The 21,882-nt window shown below is 74.0% G+C and carries 20 protein-coding genes; 15 read left to right on the forward strand and 5 right to left on the reverse strand.

Annotation, left to right across the window (positions count from 1 at the left end):
• The first annotated feature begins 38 nt into the window (after positions 1-38).
• Entirely contained in the window at positions 39-1,187 is a 1,149-nt protein-coding gene (locus O7628_RS11425; RefSeq protein ID WP_278130231.1) for a hypothetical protein, read from the forward strand.
• Positions 1,188-1,193: 6 nt separating this feature from the next.
• Here the strand turns inward: O7628_RS11425 and O7628_RS11430 are convergent, their stop codons facing one another.
• The 4 genes from O7628_RS11430 to O7628_RS11445 are packed head-to-tail and all read right to left on the reverse strand — an operon-like array spanning position 1,194 to position 4,127.
• Positions 1,194-2,144 (reverse strand): glycosyltransferase family A protein, encoded by a 951-nt coding sequence (locus tag O7628_RS11430; protein WP_278130233.1) that lies wholly within the window; start codon positions 2,142-2,144, stop codon positions 1,194-1,196.
• Positions 2,141-3,106 (reverse strand): sulfotransferase, encoded by a 966-nt coding sequence (locus O7628_RS11435; protein WP_347405154.1) that lies wholly within the window; start codon positions 3,104-3,106, stop codon positions 2,141-2,143. The genes O7628_RS11430 and O7628_RS11435 overlap by 4 nt, the downstream gene beginning before the upstream one ends.
• Positions 3,094-3,630 (reverse strand): glycosyltransferase, encoded by a 537-nt coding sequence (locus tag O7628_RS11440; protein WP_083303059.1) that lies wholly within the window; start codon positions 3,628-3,630, stop codon positions 3,094-3,096. The genes O7628_RS11435 and O7628_RS11440 overlap by 13 nt, the downstream gene beginning before the upstream one ends.
• Positions 3,631-3,686: 56 nt before the next feature.
• The gene (locus tag O7628_RS11445; protein ID WP_074479025.1) at positions 3,687-4,127 is read right to left on the reverse strand and encodes a UDP-N-acetylglucosamine--LPS N-acetylglucosamine transferase; all 441 of its coding nucleotides are present in this window, start codon (positions 4,125-4,127) and stop codon (positions 3,687-3,689) included.
• A 249-nt stretch (positions 4,128-4,376) separates the two neighbouring features.
• On the opposite strand from O7628_RS11445, the gene O7628_RS11450 reads away from it, so the two are divergent.
• Positions 4,377-5,354 (forward strand): sulfotransferase, encoded by a 978-nt coding sequence (locus O7628_RS11450; RefSeq protein ID WP_278130236.1) that lies wholly within the window; start codon positions 4,377-4,379, stop codon positions 5,352-5,354.
• A 113-nt stretch (positions 5,355-5,467) separates the two neighbouring features.
• Here the strand turns inward: O7628_RS11450 and O7628_RS11455 are convergent, their stop codons facing one another.
• Complete coding sequence (locus tag O7628_RS11455) at positions 5,468-6,391, reverse strand: hypothetical protein (RefSeq protein ID WP_074479024.1); 924 nt, start codon at positions 6,389-6,391, stop codon at positions 5,468-5,470.
• Positions 6,392-6,593: 202 nt separating this feature from the next.
• Between O7628_RS11455 and O7628_RS11460 the strand changes: the two genes are divergently transcribed.
• The 13 genes from O7628_RS11460 to O7628_RS11520 all read left to right on the forward strand — a co-directional run bounded on the left by O7628_RS11460 (position 6,594) and on the right by O7628_RS11520 (position 21,799).
• Positions 6,594-8,465: a lipopolysaccharide biosynthesis protein gene (locus O7628_RS11460; protein ID WP_278130239.1), complete on the forward strand. Its 1,872-nt coding sequence runs from the start codon at positions 6,594-6,596 to the stop codon at positions 8,463-8,465.
• Positions 8,462-9,454, forward strand: coding sequence for a DUF3048 domain-containing protein (locus O7628_RS11465; protein WP_278130240.1), 993 nt, complete (start codon positions 8,462-8,464; stop codon positions 9,452-9,454). The genes O7628_RS11460 and O7628_RS11465 overlap by 4 nt, the downstream gene beginning before the upstream one ends.
• Positions 9,451-10,962 carry an O-antigen ligase family protein gene (locus O7628_RS11470; RefSeq protein WP_278130242.1) on the forward strand — a complete coding sequence of 504 codons (1,512 nt, stop codon included), beginning with the start codon at positions 9,451-9,453 and terminating at the stop codon, positions 10,960-10,962. Before O7628_RS11465 ends, O7628_RS11470 begins: the two co-directional genes overlap by 4 nt.
• Entirely contained in the window at positions 10,962-12,203 is a 1,242-nt protein-coding gene (locus tag O7628_RS11475; RefSeq protein WP_278130244.1) for a hypothetical protein, read from the forward strand. Before O7628_RS11470 ends, O7628_RS11475 begins: the two co-directional genes overlap by 1 nt.
• Positions 12,200-13,060, forward strand: a complete 861-nt coding sequence (locus O7628_RS11480; RefSeq protein ID WP_074479020.1) for a sulfotransferase domain-containing protein — start codon at positions 12,200-12,202, stop codon at positions 13,058-13,060. The genes O7628_RS11475 and O7628_RS11480 overlap by 4 nt, the downstream gene beginning before the upstream one ends.
• On the forward strand, positions 13,048-14,583 hold the full coding sequence (locus O7628_RS11485) for a polysaccharide biosynthesis C-terminal domain-containing protein (protein WP_278130246.1): 1,536 nt from the start codon (positions 13,048-13,050) through the stop codon (positions 14,581-14,583). Before O7628_RS11480 ends, O7628_RS11485 begins: the two co-directional genes overlap by 13 nt.
• 75 nt (positions 14,584-14,658) lie before the next feature.
• Complete coding sequence (locus tag O7628_RS11490; RefSeq protein WP_278130248.1) at positions 14,659-15,696, forward strand: beta-mannanase; 1,038 nt, start codon at positions 14,659-14,661, stop codon at positions 15,694-15,696.
• Positions 15,697-15,921: 225 nt separating this feature from the next.
• Complete coding sequence (locus O7628_RS11495) at positions 15,922-17,937, forward strand: hypothetical protein (RefSeq protein ID WP_278130250.1); 2,016 nt, start codon at positions 15,922-15,924, stop codon at positions 17,935-17,937.
• 80 nt (positions 17,938-18,017) lie between these two features.
• Positions 18,018-18,467, forward strand: coding sequence for an NUDIX domain-containing protein (locus O7628_RS11500; protein WP_178066876.1), 450 nt, complete (start codon positions 18,018-18,020; stop codon positions 18,465-18,467).
• The gene (locus O7628_RS11505) at positions 18,464-19,234 is read left to right on the forward strand and encodes a hypothetical protein (RefSeq protein ID WP_278130251.1); all 771 of its coding nucleotides are present in this window, start codon (positions 18,464-18,466) and stop codon (positions 19,232-19,234) included. Before O7628_RS11500 ends, O7628_RS11505 begins: the two co-directional genes overlap by 4 nt.
• Before the next feature lie 81 nt (positions 19,235-19,315).
• On the forward strand, positions 19,316-20,047 hold the full coding sequence (locus O7628_RS11510) for a phosphocholine cytidylyltransferase family protein (RefSeq protein WP_278130254.1): 732 nt from the start codon (positions 19,316-19,318) through the stop codon (positions 20,045-20,047).
• Positions 20,035-21,099: an iron-containing alcohol dehydrogenase family protein gene (locus O7628_RS11515; protein WP_278130255.1), complete on the forward strand. Its 1,065-nt coding sequence runs from the start codon at positions 20,035-20,037 to the stop codon at positions 21,097-21,099. Before O7628_RS11510 ends, O7628_RS11515 begins: the two co-directional genes overlap by 13 nt.
• Positions 21,077-21,799 (forward strand): CDP-alcohol phosphatidyltransferase family protein, encoded by a 723-nt coding sequence (locus tag O7628_RS11520; protein WP_278130257.1) that lies wholly within the window; start codon positions 21,077-21,079, stop codon positions 21,797-21,799. Before O7628_RS11515 ends, O7628_RS11520 begins: the two co-directional genes overlap by 23 nt.
• The last annotated feature ends 83 nt before the right edge of the window (positions 21,800-21,882 follow it).

Raw genomic sequence — 21,882 nt, forward strand, 5'->3', positions numbered from 1 at the left:
CGACGCCCGCTTCCGGCACCGCCGATCCGAGGAGGGTCATGAGTCCCGGCCCCACCGCCGCGCCCGCTCTCGCGCCCGCCCCGCCCGAGCCCGACCCGCCCCGTCGCCGCCGACGGCTGCTGCTCGGCCGCTGGTGGCTGCTGCCGCTGACCGCCGGCGCGCTCGCGCTGGGCACCACGGTCGCCCTCGCCACCAACGGGGACCTGCCCGGCCGGCAGGCCCCGCCGGGCGCCGACGCCACCGGCGGCAAGGCTGGTCTCGGCCCGGCCGCCCCCGGCAGCCGCCCCACGCCGGGCGGCAACGAGGGCTTCGGCGCGGGCCCCAGATCGGGCTCGCCGAGCCCGAGCGTCAGCGGCGGGGCCACCTCGGGTGGCTTCCCGGGCGGCCGGAACACGCTGCCGGGGGCGAGCATCTACCTCCAGAACGGGGAGAGCTTCGCCGCCGGGCTCGCCCGGTCCGACCGCAGCTACGGCCCGCTGCGCATGGTCCGGGTCTTCTACCCGGGGCTGCCGCCGTCCTGGTCGGGCAGCCGCGCCGACGTCGCCGACCGGACGGTGGTCGTCTCGTTCAAGGCCCCGCCCGGTGAGGTGGCCGCCGGCAAGCACGACTCGCGGCTGGCCTCCTGGTTCCGCTCCGTGCCCCGGGACCTCGACGTCTACTGGTCCTACTTCCACGAGCCGGAGGACGACATCGAGCGCGGCTCGTACACGGCCGCCCAGTACCGGTCCGCGTGGAAGCGCCTCGCCGGCCTCGCCGACCGGGCCGGCAACGCCCGGCTGCGGTCCACGCTCATCCTGATGTGCTGGACGCTCAACCCGAACTCCCGGCGCAGCTTCGACGACTACTGGCCGGGCGGCGACGCGATCGACGTGCTCGGCTGGGACTGCTACAACAGCGGCGGGAAGTACGACCGGTACACCGACCCGGCGCAGGTCTTCACCCCGATGATCAACAAGTCGAAGGCGCTGGGCAAGCCGTGGGGGCTCGCCGAGACCGGCAGCGTCCGCATCGCCGGCGACAGCAGCGGCACCGGCCGGGCCGCGTGGATCCGGTCGATGAGCCGCTATCTCGACGCGCAGCGCCCGCTGTGGGTGGCGTACTACGACTACGAGGTGGCCGGCGGCGACTTCCGGCTCCTCGACGCGCCGAGCCGGGAGGCGTGGCGGGCCTGGTGCGCCGCCTCCTGACGAGGCTCAGATGCCCCGGCCGCGCTTGTGCAGCGTACGCAGGACGCGGTCGGGGTCGACGGCCCGGCTGGCCACGGCCAGGGCCAGGTAGGCGCGCGGCTCCCGCGGGTTGCGCGACAGCGTGCGCCGGGCCCAGCGCACGGCCTCGCCCCGGTTGCCCAGCGCCGCCTGGGCGAACGCGATCTGCCCGCTGACCCGGGCCTCGCCGGCCGGCACGGTGGCGAACTCCGGATAGCGGCCGAGCAGCCACTGCAACGCCACGGAGATGGTTTCCCAGCGCTGGGCGAAGTAGGACTGCTTGTGCCAGCGCACCGTCACGTACGGCTGCGCCAGGTTGACCAGCGGGGCGTGCCGGGCGGCCCGGAGCAGGAACTCGTAGTCCTCCGCGTAGCTGCCCGGGATCTCCTCGTCGACGAGCCCGATGCCGTCGAGCAGCGCGTCCCGGCGGATCAGGAACGTCGACGGGTGCAGCTCGGTGTGCCGGTCGCGCAGCAGGGCGGCCAGCGGCACCCGGTCGACGGGCAGCACCCGGTCGACCTGGCGGCCGTCGTAGTCGACGCGGATGCCGCAGCTCACGAACGCGCCGTCGCCCGCGGCGGTGAGCGCCGCCACCTGGGCGGCGAGCTTGCCGGGCAGCCACTCGTCGTCGTCGTCGCAGAACGCCACCAGGTCGCCGGTGGCGGCCAGGATGCCCGTGTTGCGGTTGCCGGCCAGGCCGGGGGAGCGCTGGTTGACCAGCACGGTGACCCGGGGGTCGTCGGCCAGCGACCGGTCCGGCTCGGACTGGTCGTAGACGACCACCGCGTCGACCCGGCCCGGGTAGTCCTGGCCGAGGATCGCGTCGAGGGCCTTGCGCAGCAGCTCGGGGCGGTCCCGGGTGGGGACCACGGCGGTCACCGACGGGTACGTCGCGCCCGGCTCGGCCGTCGCGCCTGCGTCGTTCACCGGCTCGGTCATGGTGCCTCCGTGGAACCCGGGCGGCCGAGGCCGACGTATCCGTACCGCAGACGCAGGGGCAGCGTCGCGGCGCTCACCACCACCCGGCTGCGCGACGGCAGGGCCGTGCGCCAGGCGTCGTCCTGCCGGACCCGCAGCGGGCCGGCGTTGAACCGCAGCGGGTTCCCGGCGATGCTGTGCGCCCGGCGCAGCGGCGCGGGCGACGGGTCGAGCACCCGCAGCGCCTCGGGGTCGTCGGGCAGGCCGGCGAAGCGGCGCAGCCGGGCGACCGTGCCGCGCGGGTCGGCGGTGAAGTCCTCGTAGCGCAGCCGGACCACCGGCGCGCGGGTGGCCAGCAGGTGGAACGCCGCGTTCTGCGCCGTCCACAGCTTGCTCACCGTGAACGGCGAGAAGGTCGGCATGTACGCCTCGGTGTCCACCACCTCGGGTCGGCGCACCTGCTTCGCCCACGAGTAGGCCACCGCCCGGCTGTCCCGCACCAGGTGCAGCACCCGCAGGTCGAGGTCGTCGGCCCAGCGCAGCGCGAACGCCGTGGACGCGTGCTTGCTGGAGTCCACCACCAGCAGCGCGCCGGTCACCGCCATCGCGGCGGCGTAGATGCGGGTGTAGAGGTCGGCGTACCGGCGCACCTCGTCGAGCTGCGCGGCGGGCAGCTCGGCGCGGGCCAGCCGGGGGATGTGCCGGGTGCGGTCCACGGCGTCCTTGAGCGCCAGCACCTCGGCGCGGTCGACGGCGGACCAGCCGCCGAACGCGTGCTCGCCGACGCGCTGCCAGAAGTCGCAGGCGGTGAACCGCTCGCCGCAGCCGCACCGCTCGTCGCCGCCGAGCGCCCGCTCCCACAGGTGCACCACCTCGCCGACGGCGCAGACGTCGGGGTGCTGGGCGAGGATCAGCTCCAGCAGGGTGGAGCCGCTGCGCCCCAGCCCGCCGACGAAGAGCACGCGGGCGGTCACCGCCACCACCTGCGCCGCCCCGGCGTCCGGCTGGCGCGGACCAGGTCCTCGACGATCCGGCCGACCTCGGTGGCGGCGGCGACCCGGGGGTCGGGCCGGTCCGGGTCGGCCGCGAGGGCGTACGTCAACGGGTCCGCCACGCCCTTGTCGAGCGCCTCGACCAGGTCGGCCTCGGCCTCGACGAGCCTGACCATGCCCGCCGCGCCGAGCCGGCGGGCGAAGAGCTGCTGGTGGTTGTCGACGTGCTCGTCGCGGGTCGGGTCCCGGGGCACCACGATCGGCAGGTGCCCGTGCCGGCGGGCCTCGGTGATGGTGGCGGGGCCGCCGTGGCAGACCACCAGGTCCGCCTCGGTCATCGCCCGCTGGAGCTCGTCGTGGGCCAGGAACGGCGCCCCGCCCGGCAGCCGGGGCGCGCGGCTGCGGCCGTGCTGCACGACGAGGCGGACCTCCGGCGCGGCGGCGTCGCGGCCGGCGTGCCAGCGTTCCAGCCAGTCGACCAGCCGGTCGAAGCGGTGCACGTCCGTGCCGACCATGGCGAGGATCGTGCGGGGGGCCGGGGAGTTGCCGCGCTGGCGCGGGATCGGCAGGCTCACAGCAGGTTTCCCACCACGGTCGCCTTCGGGTAGAGCCGGCGCTGCTCCTCCCACTGCACGAGCATCGCCGAGAGGAACGGCCGGCACAGCCGGGCCGACAGGGTCGGGGTGTCGATCCGGTCGTACACCTCGATGTAGACCGTGGGGATGCCGCGCAGCCGGGCCACGATCACGAACGGCAGGGCGACCCCGGCGCCGGTGGTGACCACGGCGGCGACGTCCCGCCCCCGGAACACCCGCACGGCCAGCCACAGGTTGCGGGCCAGGTTCTTCAGGTTGCGGGTGGTCGGGTGGTGCGCCCAGACGACGTCCTCGCCGTCGAGCAGCGAACGGGCGTCCGGGGTGTCGAAGGTCACCCAGGAGCGGGCCCGGTCGCGGTACCACGGTGCGAGCGCCACCAGTTGGGCGAGGTGCCCGCCGCTGGAACCGACGAGCATGACTTCACCAGACTCCACGTCCACCCGCCTCCCGAGGGCCCACCGCGCCCCGGGACGCGCCCACCGGGGGCGGTCGACCGGACGGCGCGACGCCGCCACAATGTAGCGGCCTCCGGAACTGAAACATAAGTGGCGTTCACCATCATCCGGCCTGTCGGATGGTTGCCAGCAGGACCTTCCGCCAATGCCGGGCTCCCCCGTTGCGCACCTAGACTGCCGCTGACAGCACCGGGGGCGAGGGGATCGCGGATGACCGACGAGACGGCCGAGGCAGCGCAGGGTGCCGGCGACGGGGTGGCCCCGGTCACCGTCCTCTACGTCTGCGGCATGCCGCGCAGCGGCTCCACGCTGCTCGACCTGATGCTCGGCCAGTTCGTCGGGCACTGCGACGTCGGCGAGCTGTTCTACCTCTGGCAGTCCGGCGTCGAGCGCAACTTCCGGTGCGCCTGCGGCGAGCACTTCGACGCGTGCCCGTTCTGGGGCGAGGTGGGCCGCCGGGCGTACGGCGGGTGGTCGCAGATCGACGTGGCCGACGTGCGGGCGCTACAGGGCCGGGTCGACGCCACCTCCAAGATCCCGCTGATCGTGAACCCGGGGATGTCCACGGCCTTCCGGCGGGACCTGGACCGCTACGTCGAGCTGCTGACCCCGCTCTACCGGGCGGTGGCCGAGGTGTCCGGGGCCCGGGTGGTGGTCGACTCGACCAAGCGCCCCTCGCTGGCGTACATCCTGGCCCGCGCCCCGCAGATCGACCTGCGGCTGGTGCACGTGCTGCGGGACCCGCGCGGGGTGGCGTACTCGTGGAGCCAGGTGGTCGAGCTGCCCGAGGGCACCTCGGCCAAGGGCCGGATGAACCAGCGGTCGGCCCGGCTGACCGCCCGGCGCTGGGTCACCGTCAACGCGATGGTCGCCGCGCTGGGCCGCCGGGGCGTGCCGCGGGTCACCGTCCGGTACGAGGACCTGGTCCGCGACCCACGCGGGGAGCTGGGCCGGATCGCGGCGCTGACCGCCGACGTGACAGGTGTCGTCGACCCGCTGGAGTTCCTCCGCGACAACGAGTTCGAGCAGGCCGGCTCGCACGCGGTGGCCGGCGGCCGGATCCGGATGCGCAGCGGCCCGATCACGCTGGCGCTGGACGAGAAGTGGCGTCGCGAGTACGCCCCGGGGCCCCGCCGCCTGGTCGGGGCGATGACCTGGCCGCTGCGCCGCCGCTACGGCTACCGCTGAGGGCTACGCGGGCTGCCGGCCCGGCCGGCCCCGCGCGTCGGCTGGGGCGCGCCGGCTGACGGTGTGAGGAAGGGGCCCTTCCTCTACCGAAAGCGTTAACAGGGTGCCCTTCCTTACGACCTCGCGAGCTGGGCGTCGAGGGTGTCGAGCAGCTCGGGGGCCCGCTCGTAGTCGAACTTGCGGGCGAAGTGCGCCCCGCTGGCCAGCGCGAGGGGGAGGTCCTCGGCGGTGAGCGACTTGGGGTGGTTGAAGGTGCTGTCGCGGAAGTCGAAGTAGCGCTTGCAGTCCGGCACCAGGTCGAACCGGTCGGCGCTGCACACGATCGTCTGGAAGACCGCCTCGACCGGGGAGAGGCAGTGTCGGAAATATTCCACCACGTCCGGCCGCCGGTCGAAGTAGTCCCGCAGGTAGGCCACCACGGGCCAGCTCAGCGAGGAGAACGCGGACCCGCCGTGCAGCCGCAGGTCGGGGCCGAACGGGGTGCGGGCCCGGCGGCCGACGGCCAGCCCGTAGGACACGTGCACCCGCACCAGCGGCTGCACCCGGTTGACCGCCTGGAGCGGGCGGAGCAGCTTCTTGCCCCGGGGGCTGAGCGGCAGCAGCCGGCGGTGCTGGAAGTGGTAGCGGGAGCGGACGCGGCTGCGCGGCCAGTGGCTCTCCGGCCCGTTGGCGTCCCAGTACTCCATGAACCCGTCGGCGCCCGAGTCGACCAGCTCCGCCTCGCACTCGCCGAGGGGCCGCAGCGGGTAGTCCTGACCGGTGATGTTCACCAGCCAGTCGACCTGCACCCCCTCGTCGTTCAGCCAGTCGACCGCGGCCATGTAGCGGTCGACATGACTGAAGTCACCGTATCCACCCTCGTGCATCTGCACGACGACGTCGGTCATCGAACGCAGCTCGGCGAGGTCCGGCGGGGCACCGTTCACGTCGTGGCTGACGTGCACAATGCTGTCGGGACTGTACTTCTTCACCGCGTGCACCAGCCGGTTCAGTTGCTCCGGCGACCGGTGGCTCTGGATGTGGTAGCAAAACCGCACCCGCCTATCCTCCCCTGCGACGCCGTTGCTGGAAAGCGACGCTTCGTCGGCTTCCCCTGACCGCCCGGATCAGGGAGACTCAGGTTTCCGCCGTGACGCCGCCCGTCACGGACGACTGGCCGGTCCGGTCCAAAGGGAGCGACACACCCCGATGCCCTCGTCTCACCACGCCGATCTGCGCGACTCAGACGGCCCCACGCTGATGACCTACCTCGAGTGGCTACGCCGCCGGTGGTGGATCCTCGTGGTGGCCGCGCTGCTCGGCGCGGGCGCCGGCATGTTGGTCAGCCAGGTGCAGACCCGCACCTACGTGTCGACCACGTCGCTGCTGGTCCGCCAGGTCGGCCCGGACGCCAACCCCGGCGCCAAGGTCAACCTCGACACCGAGGCGCAGGTCGTCCGCTCCCTGGTGGTCGCCGAGCGGGCCCAGGCCCTGCTGAAGACCGACATCCCCGCCGAGGACCTGGTCCGGTCGCTGTCGGTGACGGTGCCGCCGAACAGCCAGGTGCTCCAGATCGCGTTCGAGGCGGCCAGCCCCGAGGCGGCGCAGGCCGGCTCGCACTCCTTCGCCCAGGCGTACCTGGACCTGCGGCTGGCCACGGCCACCCGGTCCCTGGAAAACGAGACCACCGCGCTCAAGCAGCAGATCACCGAGACCAACAAGCAGCTCGCCGCCGTCGCCGGCAAGATCGCCGCCGCGCCGCCGAACTCGGTGGAACGCGCCCGCGCCGAGGCCGACCGCAACGTGCTGACCAATCAGCTCGCCAGCCTCAACAGCCGGCTGAGCCCGCTGCTGAGCACCGCCCTCGACCCCGGCGAGATCATCTCCGACGCGCCGCTGCCCCGGAAGCCCAGCTCCCCCAACACGACCCTCAACCTGGCCAGCGGCCTCGGCGCGGGTCTGCTCTTCGGCATCGTGGTCGCCCTGGTGCTGGACCGGCTCGACACCCGCGTCCGGCGCGGCCGGGACGTCGCCGACCGGCTCGGCGTGCCGATGCTGCTGGAGCTGCCCACCGGCCAGGCCGGGCTGACCATCCTGCCGGCGGGCCACGAGGTCTCCCGCGAGCTGGGCCGGCTGCGCAACGTGCTGCTGTCGACCATGCCCGAGCCGCAGCCCGGCCGGGGCCGCCAGCTGCTGCTCACCGACACCTCGCCCGGCCCGGCGGCCGGCTTCGTGGTCGGCAACCTCGCCGCGGCGTACGCGCGCACCGGCGCGCAGGTCGCGGTGGTGACGACCAAGCGGGACTCCCCGCTGCCCATGATGCTGGGCGGGGCCAAGCCCCGGCACACCCTCGCCGACGTGCTGCGCCACGACGTGTCGGCGCTGACCGCGTTGACCCCGGCCCCCGGCCTCGGCCAGCTCCGGGTGCTCTTCCCCGGCGCCCTCGACACCGAGGTGGAGCTGCCCGTCGCCATGATGCTGGAGGTCCTCGGCGAGCTGGCCGCCCGCTTCGACCACGTGCTGATCGAGACGGCCCAGCCGACGGCGGCGGTGGAGGCGCAGGCGCTGGCCCGGCACGTCGACGGCGTGATCCTGGTGATCGAGGGCGGGCAGACCCGCAGCAGCGAGATCACCGCCGCGATCCACCAGTTCGAGCAGGTCGACGCCCCGGTGCTCGGCGCGGTGCTGGCCCCTCGGCTGGCCGAGCGCGTCCCGGCCCCGCCCGCGGCACCGGCGGCGCGGCGCGACGGCCCGCCGTCGCCCCGTCCCCGGTCCAACCCGGCGGTGCCGTCGCAGGCCGGTCCGCCCAACATCGAGTCCACGATGATCCTCCCCCGCCCGGCCACCAGCAATCGGGACAACCGCTCACCGGGCGGCCGGGACACCCGCCCCTCGGCCGGCGGCCGGGACGTCCCTCCGCCGACCGGGCCGCAGGGGTCCCTCCGGCCGACGCCCGGCCCGGCGGCGCAGACCCCGCCGCCCGTCCCGCAGACCCCGCTTCCGCCGTCGCGGCCGACGACGCAGCCGAAGCCCCCGGGCAAGTCCACCGTCTACCGCTCGGCGCGGGACTCCGACGGTGTCGACCCGGGCCGCTACTCGATGGCCCTCGACCCGGTCGAGGACAGGGAGTGAACCGCCGGCGCGCCCTGGGCAGCACGCTCGCGGTGGCGCTGGTCGCCACGTTCGGCGCGGGTTGCGCCGAGGAACAGCCGCCCGGGGCCACCAACGTGGTCGACCCGGGCTCACCGGCCCCCCGGCCCACCCCGACCCCGAGCCTGCCGACCGCGCCGCTGTCCGGCAAGCCGGTCGCCGAGGAGGTGGCGGCCCGCCAGGCGGTCGTGGTGCCGGTGCGGGTGACGCCCGGCACGAGCCCCGTCGGGCTGGCCGAGGCCGACGTGGTCTACCAGGAGTTCGCCGAGTCGGAGAGCCTGCACCTGACGGCGGTCTACCAGTCCCGGGACGCCGGGAAGGTGGGCCCGGTCGCGGAGATCCGGCCCGTGGACATCCGGACCGTCGGCGTGTTGCGCCCCTTCGTCGGCTACGCGGGCGGGCCGACCGGTTTCCTCAACCAGTTCGCCGCCGCCGAGCTGAAGGGCGTCACCCCGGCGCAGCGCGAGGCGGCGTTCCCGTCGGGGCAGGCGTCGACCGCAGCGCTGCGCGCGGCGGCCCCGAAGGGCGGCGTCGCGCCGACCCCCGTCCTCGACCACGCCACCCCGGGCGCGCCACTGGCCAGCCAGGGCGTCAACCCGGCCGGCAAGCTGACCGTCGCCGCCCCCGGGCACCCCACCCAGACCTGGACGTACGACGCGGCCAGCGCGTCGTGGCGCGGCAGGGTCGGCAAGGTCACCGTGAGCGTCGCCTCGGTGGTGGTGCTCACGATGGAATACCGCACGCTCACCGTGCGCAAGCCCAGCCCCCGCTCGCTGCCGGGGGCGAACGTCTACGGCTCCGGGGCGGCGCTCGTGGTCTCGGGCCCGTCCAGCGCCAAGGCGCAGTGGCGCAAGCCGGGGCAGAAGCTGGTCTGCAACGTTACCGACGAGGGCGGCTTCCAGGTCCGGCCGCAGCCCGGCCCGGCCTGGGTGATCTACGCCCCGAAGACCGCCAAGGTCAGCGTGACATGACCATGGCCGCCCCGCTCCGGCCGGCACCGGGACCGCGGCCGGCGTCGGCGGGACGGCATCCGGCCGGCCCGTCGCAGCACCCCGCGCAGCACCCGCCGGAGGCGCCGACCCGGCGCTGGTCCCTGCGGCTGCCCGTCGCCTGGCCGGTGACCGCGCTCTTCGTGCTCTACCCGGCGTGGTGGGCGCTGGGCCTACCGTCGTTCATCTTCGCCATCCTCGCCATCCCGATGGCGTTCCAGCTCTACCGGCGCGGCAACGTGAAGGTGCCGCCGGGCTTCGGGATCTGGCTGATCCTGCTGGCCTGGGTGGTCCTCTCGGGGCTGATGCTCGGCATCACCGCGCCCAACACGCTCCCCCCGAGCGGCTCCGGCCGGTACATCGGCTGGGGCATCCGGGTGATGAACTACACCGCCCTGACGGTGACGATGCTCTACGTCCTCAACCTCAGCGAGCGGGAGCTGCCCCGGGGGCGGCTGGTCAAGCTGTTCGGCTTCATGGCCGTGGTCACCGTGATCGGCGGGTACGTCGGCGCGTTGTTCCCGCAGCTCAAGTTCGTCGCGCCGCTCAACTACATCCTGCCCGCCGCCATCGCCAAGGAACCGTTCGTCAACCGGCTGATGCACGTCGAGGTCGCCCAGGTGCAGGAGGTGCTCGCCGGGGAAGCCAGTTCGCCCCGCCCGGCCGCCCCCTTCGAATACACCAACACCTGGGGCGAGAACATGGCGATCCTGCTGATCTGGTTCATCGTCGGCTGGGTGGTCCTCGGCCGGGGGCCGCGCCGGCTCACCGGCTACCTGGTCGTGGTCGCCGCCGTCTTCCCGATCGTCTACTCGCTCAACCGGGGGCTGTGGATCGGGCTGGTGGTCGGCGCGGTGTACGTCGCGGTGCGGCTGGCGCTGCGCGGCCGGGTCGTGGTGCTGGTCGGGCTGGCGCTGGCGAGCGGGCTGATGGGCGTGGCGGTGCTGGCGTCGCCGCTGGGCGACCTGCTCAACGAACGGATGGCCAACGGCCACAGCGACGACATCCGGGCCACCCTGTCCAGCGGCGCGGTCGAGGCGGCCAACCATTCCCCGGTGCTCGGCTACGGGGGCAACCGCGCCCTGATCGGCAGCAACCGGTCGATCGCGATCGGCAAGTCGGCCGAGTGCAAGCAGTGCGGCAACCGGGAGCTGGGCAGCAACGGGCAGGTGTGGAACCTGCTGACCGGCCAGGGCTGGGTGGGCGCGTTCTGCTACAGCGCGTTCTTCCTGTGGTGCCTGTGGCGGTTCCGGCACGACAACACCCCGATCGGCATCGCCGGCAGCCTGGTGCTGATCCTGATGCTGTTCTTCCAGTTCCTCTACGGCTCGCTGAACACCACCCTGGCGTACGGGCTGATCAGCGTGGCGCTGCTCGCCCGCAACGACCTGCACCTGCGCGAGGCGCGTCGCGCGGCCCGGCTCGCCGCCGTCGAGGCCGCGTCCGCGCCGGCCGCGCCGGGTGCCCGGCCCGAACGGCGGTTCCGCTGATGCTCACTCCTCCCCCCGGCGCGGACGCGCGCGGCGCGTACCTGCCGGAGCTGGCCGGCCTGGTGTGGCCGGCGCCGGCCCGACCGGCGCTGCGGCGCGGCGGCCGGGCCGGTTTCGCGGTGGTGCCGTCGGCGGCGCGGCCCCGGCTGCTGGTGCCGGCCGGCTCCCGGCGGGCGGCGGCCGGCGCGGTGCGGCACTCGACGGAGGCGCAGAGCGCGAAGGCCCGGCTGCGCCGCGCGGTGCTGGCCACCGCGTTCCGCACCGGGCTCGGCCGGCTGGCGTTCCGGGACCGGCTGGTCGTCGAGCCGGGAGGCGGCGCGGGCGGCGGCGCGCTCGACGCGCACCTGGCCGCCGTGCTGGGCCGCCCGGCGCTGCTGAGCATCCACATCGGGCCGGCGCGGGCCAACCGCAAGCCGGTGGTCCAGCTCCTCGACACCGCCGGCGTCCCGATCGGGTACGCGAAGCTCGGCGTCGACCCGCTCACCCGGGCCCTGGTCGAGGCGGAGGCGGCGGCGCTGGCCCGGCTGGCGACGCTCGACCTGCCGGGGGTGCAGGTGGCCGAGGCGCTGCACCACGGCGTCTGGGGCGCTCACGCGCTGCTGGTGCAGAGCGCCCTGCCGGTGGGGCTGCCCCGGGCCGCGCCCGGGGCAGCCGCCGAGGCGGAGCGGGCCGCCATGGTCACGGTGAGCCGCTGCGCCGGGGTGGACCACCGCCCCTACGCGGGCAGCGCCCACGACCGGCGGCTCGAAGCCGAGCTGGCGGCGCTGGGGGACCGCCCGGAGGCGGCCCGGCTGCGCGCGGTGCTGGCCGGGGTGCGCCGCGTCGACCCGGTGCTGGGCCTGGGTGCCTGGCACGGCGACTGGAACGGCGGCAACAGCGCGGCCCTGGCCGACGGCCGGGTGCTGGTGTGGGACTGGGAGCGGTTCGCCGACGACGTGCCGCTGGGGTTCGACGCCCTGCACCGGCGGGTGCAGACGGCGATCACCCGGGCCGGGGTGGAGCCCCGGGCGGCGGCGGCGCGGCTGATCGCCGCCGCGCCGGACGACCTGGCCCCGTTCGGCCAGCCGGCCGGGGTGGCCGACCTGGTGGCGGTGCTCTACCTGGTCGAGCTGGCGGCGCGCTACCTGCGCGACCGGCAGGCCGAGGCGGGGGCCCGGCTGGGACACGTGGACGCCTGGCTGCTGCCGGCGGTGGAGGAACACCTGGCCGGACGGCCGGGTGCGGGAGGAGTGGCGAAGTGACGCTGGTCAAGGCACAGGCGCGGCGCGCGGTGCGGTCGGTGAGCCGGACGTACGGCCGGTGGACCGCCGGGTCGCGGCTCGCCCCCGACTTCCTGATCGTGGGTGCCCAGCGCTGCGGCACGACCTCGTTGTTCAAGACCCTGTCGCAGCATCCGGCGGTGCTGCCGGCGGTCTACCACAAGGGCGTGCACTACTTCGACACCGGCTACGACCGGGGGATGGACTGGTATCTCGGGCACTTCCCGACGGTGCGCCGGGCCGAGTCGGTGCGGGAGCAGGTCGGGGTGCGCGGGGTGACCGGCGAGTCGAGCCCGTACTACATGTTCCACCCGCTCGCAGGGGAGCGGATCGCGAAGGACCTGCCGGGGGTGCGGCTGCTGGTGCTGCTGCGCGACCCGGTGGAGCGGGCCTACTCGGCGCACACCCACGAGGCGGCGCGGGGCTTCGAGACGGAGGGCTTCGAGCGGGCCCTGGAGCTGGAGCAGGAGCGGATCGCCGGGGAGCGGGAGCGGCTGCTCGCCGACCCGACGGCGCACAGCCACCACTTCCAGCACAACGCGTACCTGACCCGGGGGCAGTACGTGGAGCAGCTCGAACGCCTGGAGTCGATCTTCGGCCGGGACCGGCTGCACGTGATCGACGCGGACGACTTCTTCGCCGAGCCCCGGCCGGCGTTCGACGCGGTGTGCGACTTCCTCGGCCTGCCGCACTGGGCGGACATCTCGTTCGGCAAGCACAACGCGCGGTCCCGTTCGCCGATGGACGCGGCGCTGCGGGCCCGGCTGGAGGAGCACTTCGCCCCGTACGACGAGCGGTTGAGCGCCTGGTGGGGACGCGTGCCGTCGTGGCGACGGTAGCCCCGGCCCGGTCGGCCGCCGGCGAGCTGGGCGGCGCGGCACGGCACGGGGTCGCGAACCTGCTCGGGGTGGCGGTCGCGGCGGTCGCCGGCTTCGGCCTGAACATCGTCGTCACCCGCAGCTGGTCCATGTCCGACGCGGGCCTCTTCTTCGCCGCCACCAGCGCTTTCATGATCGCGTACGCGGCGGCGCGGCTGGGCACCGGCGTCGGCTCGGTCTACTTCATCAGCCGCTACCGCACGTTGGGCCAGCCGGAGCGGCTGCGCGCCTCGGTGCTGGTGGGCCTGCTGCCGGTGCTGGCGGTCGGCACCCTGATCGCGGTGGCCGGCTGGTGGGCGGCTCCCCGGATCGTGGCGTTGACGTTCGACGAGCCGGTGCCCGGCGCGGTGCGCGCGCTGCGGGTGCTGCTGGTCTTCGTGCCGGTGGCCGCGCTGTGCGACTTCGTCCTGGCCGCCTGCCGGGGCTTCGGCAAGATGCGCCCGCTGCTGCTGATCGAACGCCTCGGCCGCACGGGGTTTCAGGTGGCCGGGGTGGGGCTCGCCGCCGTCCTCGGCCTGTCGGCGACGACGGCCCTGCCGCTGGCCTGGGTCGCGCCCTACCTGCCGGCGGCGCTGGTCGGCACGGTGTGGCTGGCCCGGCTGGTGCGGCGCGCGGAGCGGGGCGCGCAGGCGCCGGCGGTGTCGCTGCGCGAGGAGTTCTGGCCCTACTGGCGCTACAGCGGGCCCCGGGCGCTGAGCGGGCTGGCCCAGATGGCGGTGCAGCGGCTCGACATCGTGCTGTTGGGCGCGCTGCGCGGGCTGTCCGAGGCGGCGCTCTACACGGCGGCCACCCGGTTCCTCGCCCTCGGGCAGCTCTCCGGGCAGGCGCTGTCCACCGCCGTGCAGCACCGGCTCGCCGAGCACCTGGTGCGCGACGACCGGGAGGCGGCGGGCCGGCTCTACCAGGCGGCGACGGGCTGGCTGGTGCTGCTGGCCTGGCCGGCATATCTGCTGTTCGCGGTGTTCGCCGAGCCGATGCTGCACCTGTTCGGCGAGGGATACTCCGCCGGGGCGCGGGTGACCGTGTTCCTGGCCCTGACGATGCTGGTGGCCACCGGCTGCGGCATGGTCGACACGGTGCTCAACATGGCCGGGCGCACGTCGTGGACGTTCTACAACGCGCTGGCCGGCACCCTGGTCAACGTGGTGCTGAACGTGCTGCTCATCCCGCGCTTCGGCATCATGGGGGCGGCGGTCGCCTGGTCGGCGTCCATCTTCATCACCAACCTGGTGCCGCTGGCGCAGCTGCACCACGCGTACCGGCTGCACCCGTTCGGCCGGGGCACGCTCGCCGCCGCCGGCCTCGCGGTGGCGTGCTTCGGCGTGCCGGCGCTGATCGCCCGCGCGCTGCTCGACGCCGGGCCGGTCACCCTCGCGGTGCTCGCGGTGCTCGGCACCGCCGGCTACCTCGCCGGTGCGTGGCGGCTGCGCCGGGTGCTCCAGCTCGACGCGTTGCGGGCCCTGCGCCGGGGCCGACGGCGCTGAGGCCGGCTCGGGTCCCACAGCCACGGAAACGACCGCCGCCGGCACGCCGACGGCATGGGAAAGGTGCGGCACACGATGAAGCGGTTCCACAGGGCGGCGGCGCTCCTGCTCGCCTCGGCGCTGGCCGTCACGGCCTGCTCCGAGCAGGCCCCGGACTTCGTGCCGCCCCCGTCCGGTGCCGCGCCGACGGTGTCCCCCCGCGCGACGGACGACCTGGCCACCACGGGCCGGGGCCCGGAGCTGCCCGAGAAGGGCGCGTGGCTGGGCGCGTGGGTGAAGCCGGACTGGCAGACCCCGGAGGGGCGGGTGGAGGCGCTGGCCGCGTTCGCCGCGCAGACCCAGGGCAACGTGAACCTGGCGCACATGTTCCACGAGTGGGAGGACGACTTCCCCGGCCCCACCGAGCACGCCTTCCAGGCCGCCGGGAAGCTCCAGATGATCTCCTGGTCGGGCGCCGACACCCGGTCCATCCGCGACGGCGTCTACGACCAGCTCATCCGGCAGCGGGCCGAGAAGATCAAGCAGTTCGGGGTGCCGCTGCTGCTGCGGTGGCGGTGGGAGATGGACCGGCCCAACCTGCAACAGAGCGTCCACTCGCCCGAGGACTACGTGGCCGCCTGGAAGCGCATCCGGGGCATCTTCACCGAGGTCGGCGCGACCAACGCCGCCTTCGTCTGGTGCCCGCACGTGCAGGGGTTCGTCGATTCCTCCCGTAACGCCGCCGCGTACTATCCGGGCGACGACCAGGTCGACTGGCTCTGCACGGACGTCTACCCGGGCAAGGGGTTCGAGGGCTTCGCCCCGCAGATGGACACCTTCATGGCGTTCGCCGCCCAGCACCCGCGTCCGGTTGTGATCGGCGAGTTCGGCGTGACCTATCCCGGCTCGCCGGGGCAGCGCGGCGCGTGGCTGCGCGAGGCCGGCGACTACATCAAGCAGCACCCGCAGATCAAGGCGGTCGTCTACTTCGCGGCGAAGCAGACCAAGCCGGCGTACGACAGCACCTTCAACGACGACCCGGACGGGCTGGCCGCATTCCGGGAACTGACGGCCGACCCGTGGTTCTCCGCGCCGCCGCCACCCACCCCGGCGCACGGCCCGCGCACCCAGTGAACTCGTCTCTTCGTACGGCCGGCGCGGCTGTCCCGGCAGCGGCCGGCGCGGTGTCGGCCACAAGACGCAACGCGGGGTAGACGCCGCGCCTTCCGTGCGCGATTGTGTCATCGAGCTCTCCGTCCCCCGGTCGCCGCCTCAGCGCCCGGCGGTCAGCGAACGGGTGCACCCGCTCGCACGGAGGCTTCCTCCCCATCGATCTCCGCTGTTCACCCGGAGTTGCCAGTGGCCCGTTTCCCGGCGCTTGGTCGCCGACCCCTCGCGGTCCTGACCGCCGCCGCGTTGACCGTTTCCGGCCTTCTCGTCGCCGGCCCGGCCCCCGCCGCCCCCGACCACGCCACCATGGTCGGCGCAGTCCCCTCCTCCCTGACCCCGAACATCCTGGACGGCACGGTCTTCGCCATCCACGACGCCGGCGACAAGGTCCTCGTCGGCGGCTCGTTCACCCAGGTGCAGAACCGCAACTCGGACGTCACGCTCACCCGCAACTACGTGCTGGCCTTCGACAAGGCCACCGGCCAGGTCGACACCGCGTTCGCCCCGGTGGTCGACAACGAGGTCTACGACATCCTCGCCGGCCCGACCGCCGGCACCGTCTACCTCGCCGGCAAGTTCAACAGCGTCAACGGCACCAACCGCCGCAAGCTGGCCCTGCTCGACCTGGCCGACGGCAGCCTGGTCACCAGCTTCCCCAACCTGGCCTTCAACGGGCTGGTCAACGACGTCGTCAAGGTCGGCAGCCGGCTGTTCGTCGGCGGCATCTTCACCACCGCCGCCACGAAGCCGCGTGCCGGCCTCGCCTCACTCGACGCCGTCACCGGCGTGGTCGACGACTACCTCACCACGTCGCTCACCGAGCACCACAACTACGACGGGATCAGCGGCGCGAGCGCCGGCGTCGGGCCCGAGAAGCTGGCCGTCTCGCCCGACGGCACCCAGCTCGTGGTGATCGGCAACTTCAAGAAGGCCGACGGGGTGCTGCACGACCAGGTGGTCCGGCTCGACCTGGGGGCGGAGACCGCGACCGTGTCGCCGTGGAACACCAACCGGTTCGAGCCGCGCTGCTCCTACAACTCGTTCGACTCGTACGTGCGCGACGTGAGCTTCTCCCCCGACGGCAGCTACTTCGTCATCGTCAGCACGGGCGCGCCGTACGCGGGGACGCTCTGCGACTCGGCGGCCCGCTTCGAGACGTCGTCCACCGGCACGTCGGTCCAGCCGACCTGGGTCGCCTACTCCGGCGGCGACACGTTCCTCTCCGTGGGCGTCACCGAGCAGGCGATCTACGTCGGCGGCCACTTCCGCTGGCTCAACAACACCTCCGCCAGCAACTCGGCGTACCCGGGCGCGGTGGCCCGGCCCAGCATCGCCGCGCTCGACCCGGTCAACGGCCTGCCGCTGTCGTGGAACCCGGGCCGGCACCCGCGCGGCTACGGCGTGGCGGCGCTGCTGGTCACCCCGTCCGGCATCTGGCTCGGCTCCGACCAGGAGTACATCGGCAACTTCCAGTACCGCCGGGGGCGGATCGCGTTCCTTCCGCTCAGCGGCGGGGCCGCCCCGCACTCCACCGCCACCGCCACCCTGCCCGGCAACGTCTACCAGGCCGGGCTGGGCTTCGGCGCGGCCAACGACGTGCAGCGCCGGTCGTACGACGGGACGAGCTCGGTCGGCGCGGCCACGGCCGTCGAGAACACCGACGGCACCACCTGGTCGTCGGCGAAGAGCGCCTTCTGGGTCGGCGGCACCCTGTTCTACGGGATGAGCGGCTCGCTGTGGCGGCGCACGTTCGACGGCACCGCCTTCGGCACCCCCACGAAGGTCGACCCCTACCACGACGAGCTGTGGGACACGGTGGAGACCGATTCCGGGCCGGAGGGGCAGACGTACGCCGGCAGCACTGTGAGCTTCTACCCGGAGATCGCCAACGTGACCGGCATGTTCTACACCAACGGCCGGCTCTACTACACCCTCAGCGGGCAGAACGGCCTGTACTGGCGCTGGTTCAGCCCGGACAGCGGGACCGTCGGGGCGGACAAGTTCACCGCCGCGACGTCCGGCTTCTCCGACTCCGGCGGGGTCTTCGTCTCCGGTGACCGGATCTACCTGGTCAGCCGCCTCCTGGGCAACCTGTCGTCGGCCACCTGGGTCAACGGCGCGCCGTCGGGCGGCTGGACGCTGCGCAGCAGCCGCCTCCTCAGCGGCATCGACTGGCGGGCGAAGGCGGTCTTCGTCGGGCCGTGAGCCGGGCGCGACGCCAGCGGTGACGAGCCGGGGCCGGACGGGGCATCGCCCTGCCGGCCCCGGCTCGCTACTGTCGTGACGTGCCCACCGAGCCTCTCCGCTGCGCCGGCGCGCTGATCGTCGACGACGACGGCCGCCTCTTCTTCCAGCGCCGGTCCCCGCAGCGGGTCCTCTTCCCCGACACCTGGGACATCGTCGGCGGCCACCTGGAACCGGGCGAGGAGATCGAGGACGCGCTGCGCCGGGAGGTCACCGAGGAGACCGGCTGGACGGTGTCGCACCTGCTCGGCCCGGTCGGCGAATACCGGTGGACCGGCAACGACGGCCTGCCCCGGGTCGAGAGCGACTTCCTCGTCCGGGTCGACGGCGACCTCAGCCGCCCCCGGCTGGAGGAGGGCAAGCACACCGAGTTCCGCTGGCTGACCGAGCGGGACCTGGCCGTGCTGGACGAACACCGCGACGTCAACGACGGGCTGATCCGGCGGATCGCCGAGGACGGCTTCGCGGCGCTGCGCTCGATCGGTCTGTGAGCGACGACGTCGAGCTTCCGCCGCACCGGTTCGCCGGGCTGGTCGCCCCGGCCGTCGACCGGGTCTTCGCCGCCGGCATCCTCGCCGGGCGGGACGGGGGCGGCGCGGAGCTGAGCCAGCGCTACGGCGGGCCGGCGGCCACCGGCTTCCTCGTCGAGTTCCGCACCCGGCTGGCCGCGCCGGGCGGGACGGTCGACCCGGCGGGCTTCGCCGCGGTCACCCGCTACCGGGACCCGGCCTCCTGCAAGCGGGCGCTGGACAAGCAGGTCGCGTACGGGATGCTGCACCGCCGCCCCGACGGCTGCCTCAGCGCCACCGAGCGTGGCCTCGCCTTCCTGGAGGAGCTGTTCCAGGTGCACGCCGAGGTGACCGAGGAGCTGTGGGCGGGGCACGACGAGCGGGTGCTGCGGCTGGTCGAGACCCTCGGCCGGCTGCTGGCACACGCGCTGGTCAGCGCCGAGGAGGAGACCGACGTGCTGGGCGACGCGTTCGCGGTGACCGCCCCGCCGTACGAGCCGGACGGCACCGCGCCGGGGGTGCTGCTGCTCAACCGGCTGGGCACGCTGCGTTACCACCGGGCCGACGCGCACGCGGCGGCGTGGACGGCGGCGGGGCACACCGCGCTGAGTGTCAACGAGCTGCCGGCGGGCCCGGAGCGGCTGGCCATCGAGCTGGAGACGGACCGCCGGGCGGCCGGCCCGTACGCGGCGCTGACCGCCGAGGAGCGGCTGACGATGCTGGCGGACCTGGCCGCCCTGCCGGGCTGACGCGCCGGTTGACGGCGGGCGGGGTCGGCCCCGGCGCTATCCTCCACCGGTGACCCGGAGTCGAACCAGGGAGGCAACTGCATGATCGGGATGGTCCTCGCGGCCGGTGCGGGGCGTCGGCTGCGCCCGTACACCGACACCCTGCCCAAGGCGCTGGTGCCGGTGGACGGTGACACCACCATCCTGGACATCGCGCTGCGCAACCTCGCCGAGGTCGGCCTCACCGACGTGGTGGTCGTCGTCGGGTACGCCGCCGACGCGGTCGTCTCCCGCCAGGCGGAGCTGGAGAAGCGGCACGGCGTCACGCTCACCCTCGTGCACAACGACAAGGCCGAGGAGTGGAACAACGCGTACTCGCTGTGGCTGGCCCGGGAGCACTTCGCCAAGGGCGTGCTGCTGGTCAACGGCGACACCGTGCACCCAGTGAGCGTCGAGCGGACCCTGCTGGCCGAACGCGGGCCGGGCATCCTGCTCGCCGTCGACACGCTCAAGACGCTGGCCGAGGAGGAGATGAAGACCACCTTCGACGCCGCCGGCCAGCTCACCCGCATCACCAAGCTGATGGACCCGGGCGAGGCGTACGGGGAGTACATCGGCGCGACGCTCATCGAGCCGCAGGTGGCCGAGCCGCTCGCCGACGCCCTGGAGGCGACCTGGCGGCGCGACCCGAACCTCTACTACGAGGACGGCTACCAGGAGTTCGCCGAGCGGGGCGGCGAGGTGCGGGCCGCGCCGATCGGGGACGTCTCCTGGGTGGAGGTCGACAACCACGACGACCTGGCCCGCGCGCGGGAGATCGCGTGCCGCTACTAGCCCGGACGATCCTCACCCCGCTGCACATCGACGTGCGGCGGGGCGCGGTGGCCGACCTGGCGGCGATCCTGGCCGACGGGCGGATCTCCTCCGGCGGGGACGTCGCCGTGGTGGTCGGGCCGGGGCAGGGCGGGCAGATCGCCGAGCTGATCCGCCCGTCGCTGCGCTCGGCCGACGTGTTCACCGTGGCCGGGGGCACCCTGGAGGCGGCCGACGACCTGGGCGGGAAGCTGCGCGCCCGGTCGTACGACGCGGTGGTGGGCATCGGCGGCGGCAAGACGATCGACGTGGCGAAATACGCGGCCACCCGGCGCGGCCTGCCCATGGTGACCGTGGCGACGAGCCTGGCCAACGACGGCATCGCCTCCCCGGTGGCGTCGCTGATCACCGGCGGAATCAAGGGCTCGTACGGGGTGCACATCCCGATCGCGGTGATCGTGGACCTCGACTTCGTGGAGGCGGGGCCGGAGCGGCACAACCGGGCCGGCATCGGCGACGTGGTGAGCAACATCAGCGCGCTGGCCGACTGGGAGCTGGCCCGCCAGGTGCGCGGCGAGCCCGTCGACGGCCTGGCCGCGTCGCTGGCCCGGATGGGGGCCGAGGCCGTGCTCGCCCACCCCGGCGACATGACCGACGACGCGTTCGTCACCGTGCTCGCCGAGGCGCTGATCTCCAGCGGCCTGGCGATGGCGGTGTGCGGCACGTCGCGCCCGTCCAGCGGCGGCTGCCACGAGATCATGCACGCGGTCGACGCGCTGTTCCCCGGCACCGCCTCGCACGGCGAGCTGGCCGGCCTCGGCGCGCTGTTCTGCACGTTCCTGCGCGGCGACGGGCGTCGCTTCGCGGAGATGTCGGCGTGCCTGGCCCGGCACAACCTGCCCCGGCTGCCGGCCGAGGTGGCGCTCACCGACGACCAGTTCGTCGAGGCGGTGCAGTTCGCGCCGGCCACCCGCCCCGACCGGTACACCATCCTGGAGCACCTGGCGATGTCGGCTACCGAGACGCGGGAGCGGCTGGCAGACTACGCCGGTGCACTCCGCGACCTTGGCTGATCCCGCCCGCCCGTCCGTAGCCGACTTCCACCGGGTCAACCGGGGCGGCGGCCTGTTCAGCGAGTCGGTCAGCCAGTGGCTCGGCGCGGTGTTCGCGCTGGTCGCCCAGCGGCTCGGGCTGCGCCCCACGGCGCTGACCATCACCAACCTGGTGCTCGGGCTGGCCGCCTCGGTCACCGTGGTCGCGCTCGCCGACGAGGTGGCCGCCGGCACCGTCCCGGCCTGGGTGGTCGGGCTGGTCGCCCTGGTCGGCTGGCAGGTGGCCTACTCGCTGGACTGCGCCGACGGGCAACTCGCCCGGGTCACCGGCACGGGCAGCGCGGCGGGCGCGCGGGTCGACGTGCTCTGCGACGTGGCCGCCCAGATCGCCCTGGTGGCCGCCCTGTCGGCCACGGCGGTGGCGCAGCGCCCGTCGACGCCGACGTGGCTGGTCGCCCTCTTCGCGGGCACCTGGATGGTCAACCTCGTCACGTCGGTGATGCAGTCCGGCCCGAACGCGGCCAGCATGGTCACCTCGACGTCGCTGCCGGTGCGGCTGGTGAAGCTGGTCCGCGACTACGGCGCGGTGATCTTCGTGGCGGGCCTGGTGCTGGCGTTCGCCCCGGCCCTGGTGTTCTGGGTGATCGTGGCGTTCACGATCGTCAACGGCGGCTTCCTGCTGGCGAGCATCGCCTTCTCCGCCCGCGCTTCCCTGCGGTAAGGAAGGGCACCTTGTTAACGCTTTCTGTATAGGAAGGGCCCCTTCCTAACCGGCTCCACCAGAGAAGCCCCTTCCGCGCCATC

Origin of the sequence: Micromonospora sp. WMMD956 (genome assembly GCF_029626125.1) — a bacterium.
GTDB classification, from domain to species: Bacteria; Actinomycetota; Actinomycetes; order Mycobacteriales; family Micromonosporaceae; genus Micromonospora; species Micromonospora carbonacea.

What these genes read in the sequence shown, in the direction of transcription:
- O7628_RS11460 (WP_278130239.1), top strand. Translation starts at nt 6,594, where the DNA reads ATGACCTACCTCGAGTGGCTACGCCGCCGGTGGTGGATCCTCGTGGTG.
- O7628_RS11490 (WP_278130248.1), top strand. Translation starts at nt 14,659, where the DNA reads ATGAAGCGGTTCCACAGGGCGGCGGCGCTCCTGCTCGCCTCGGCGCTG.
- O7628_RS11470 (WP_278130242.1), top strand. Translation starts at nt 9,451, where the DNA reads ATGACCATGGCCGCCCCGCTCCGGCCGGCACCGGGACCGCGGCCGGCG.
- O7628_RS11445 (WP_074479025.1), bottom strand. Translation starts at nt 4,127, where the DNA reads ATGCTCGTCGGTTCCAGCGGCGGGCACCTCGCCCAACTGGTGGCGCTC.
- O7628_RS11510 (WP_278130254.1), top strand. Translation starts at nt 19,316, where the DNA reads ATGATCGGGATGGTCCTCGCGGCCGGTGCGGGGCGTCGGCTGCGCCCG.
- O7628_RS11450 (WP_278130236.1), top strand. Translation starts at nt 4,377, where the DNA reads ATGACCGACGAGACGGCCGAGGCAGCGCAGGGTGCCGGCGACGGGGTG.
- O7628_RS11475 (WP_278130244.1), top strand. Translation starts at nt 10,962, where the DNA reads ATGCTCACTCCTCCCCCCGGCGCGGACGCGCGCGGCGCGTACCTGCCG.
- O7628_RS11430 (WP_278130233.1), bottom strand. Translation starts at nt 2,144, where the DNA reads ATGACCGAGCCGGTGAACGACGCAGGCGCGACGGCCGAGCCGGGCGCG.
- O7628_RS11425 (WP_278130231.1), top strand. Translation starts at nt 39, where the DNA reads ATGAGTCCCGGCCCCACCGCCGCGCCCGCTCTCGCGCCCGCCCCGCCC.
- O7628_RS11440 (WP_083303059.1), bottom strand. Translation starts at nt 3,630, where the DNA reads ATGGTCGGCACGGACGTGCACCGCTTCGACCGGCTGGTCGACTGGCTG.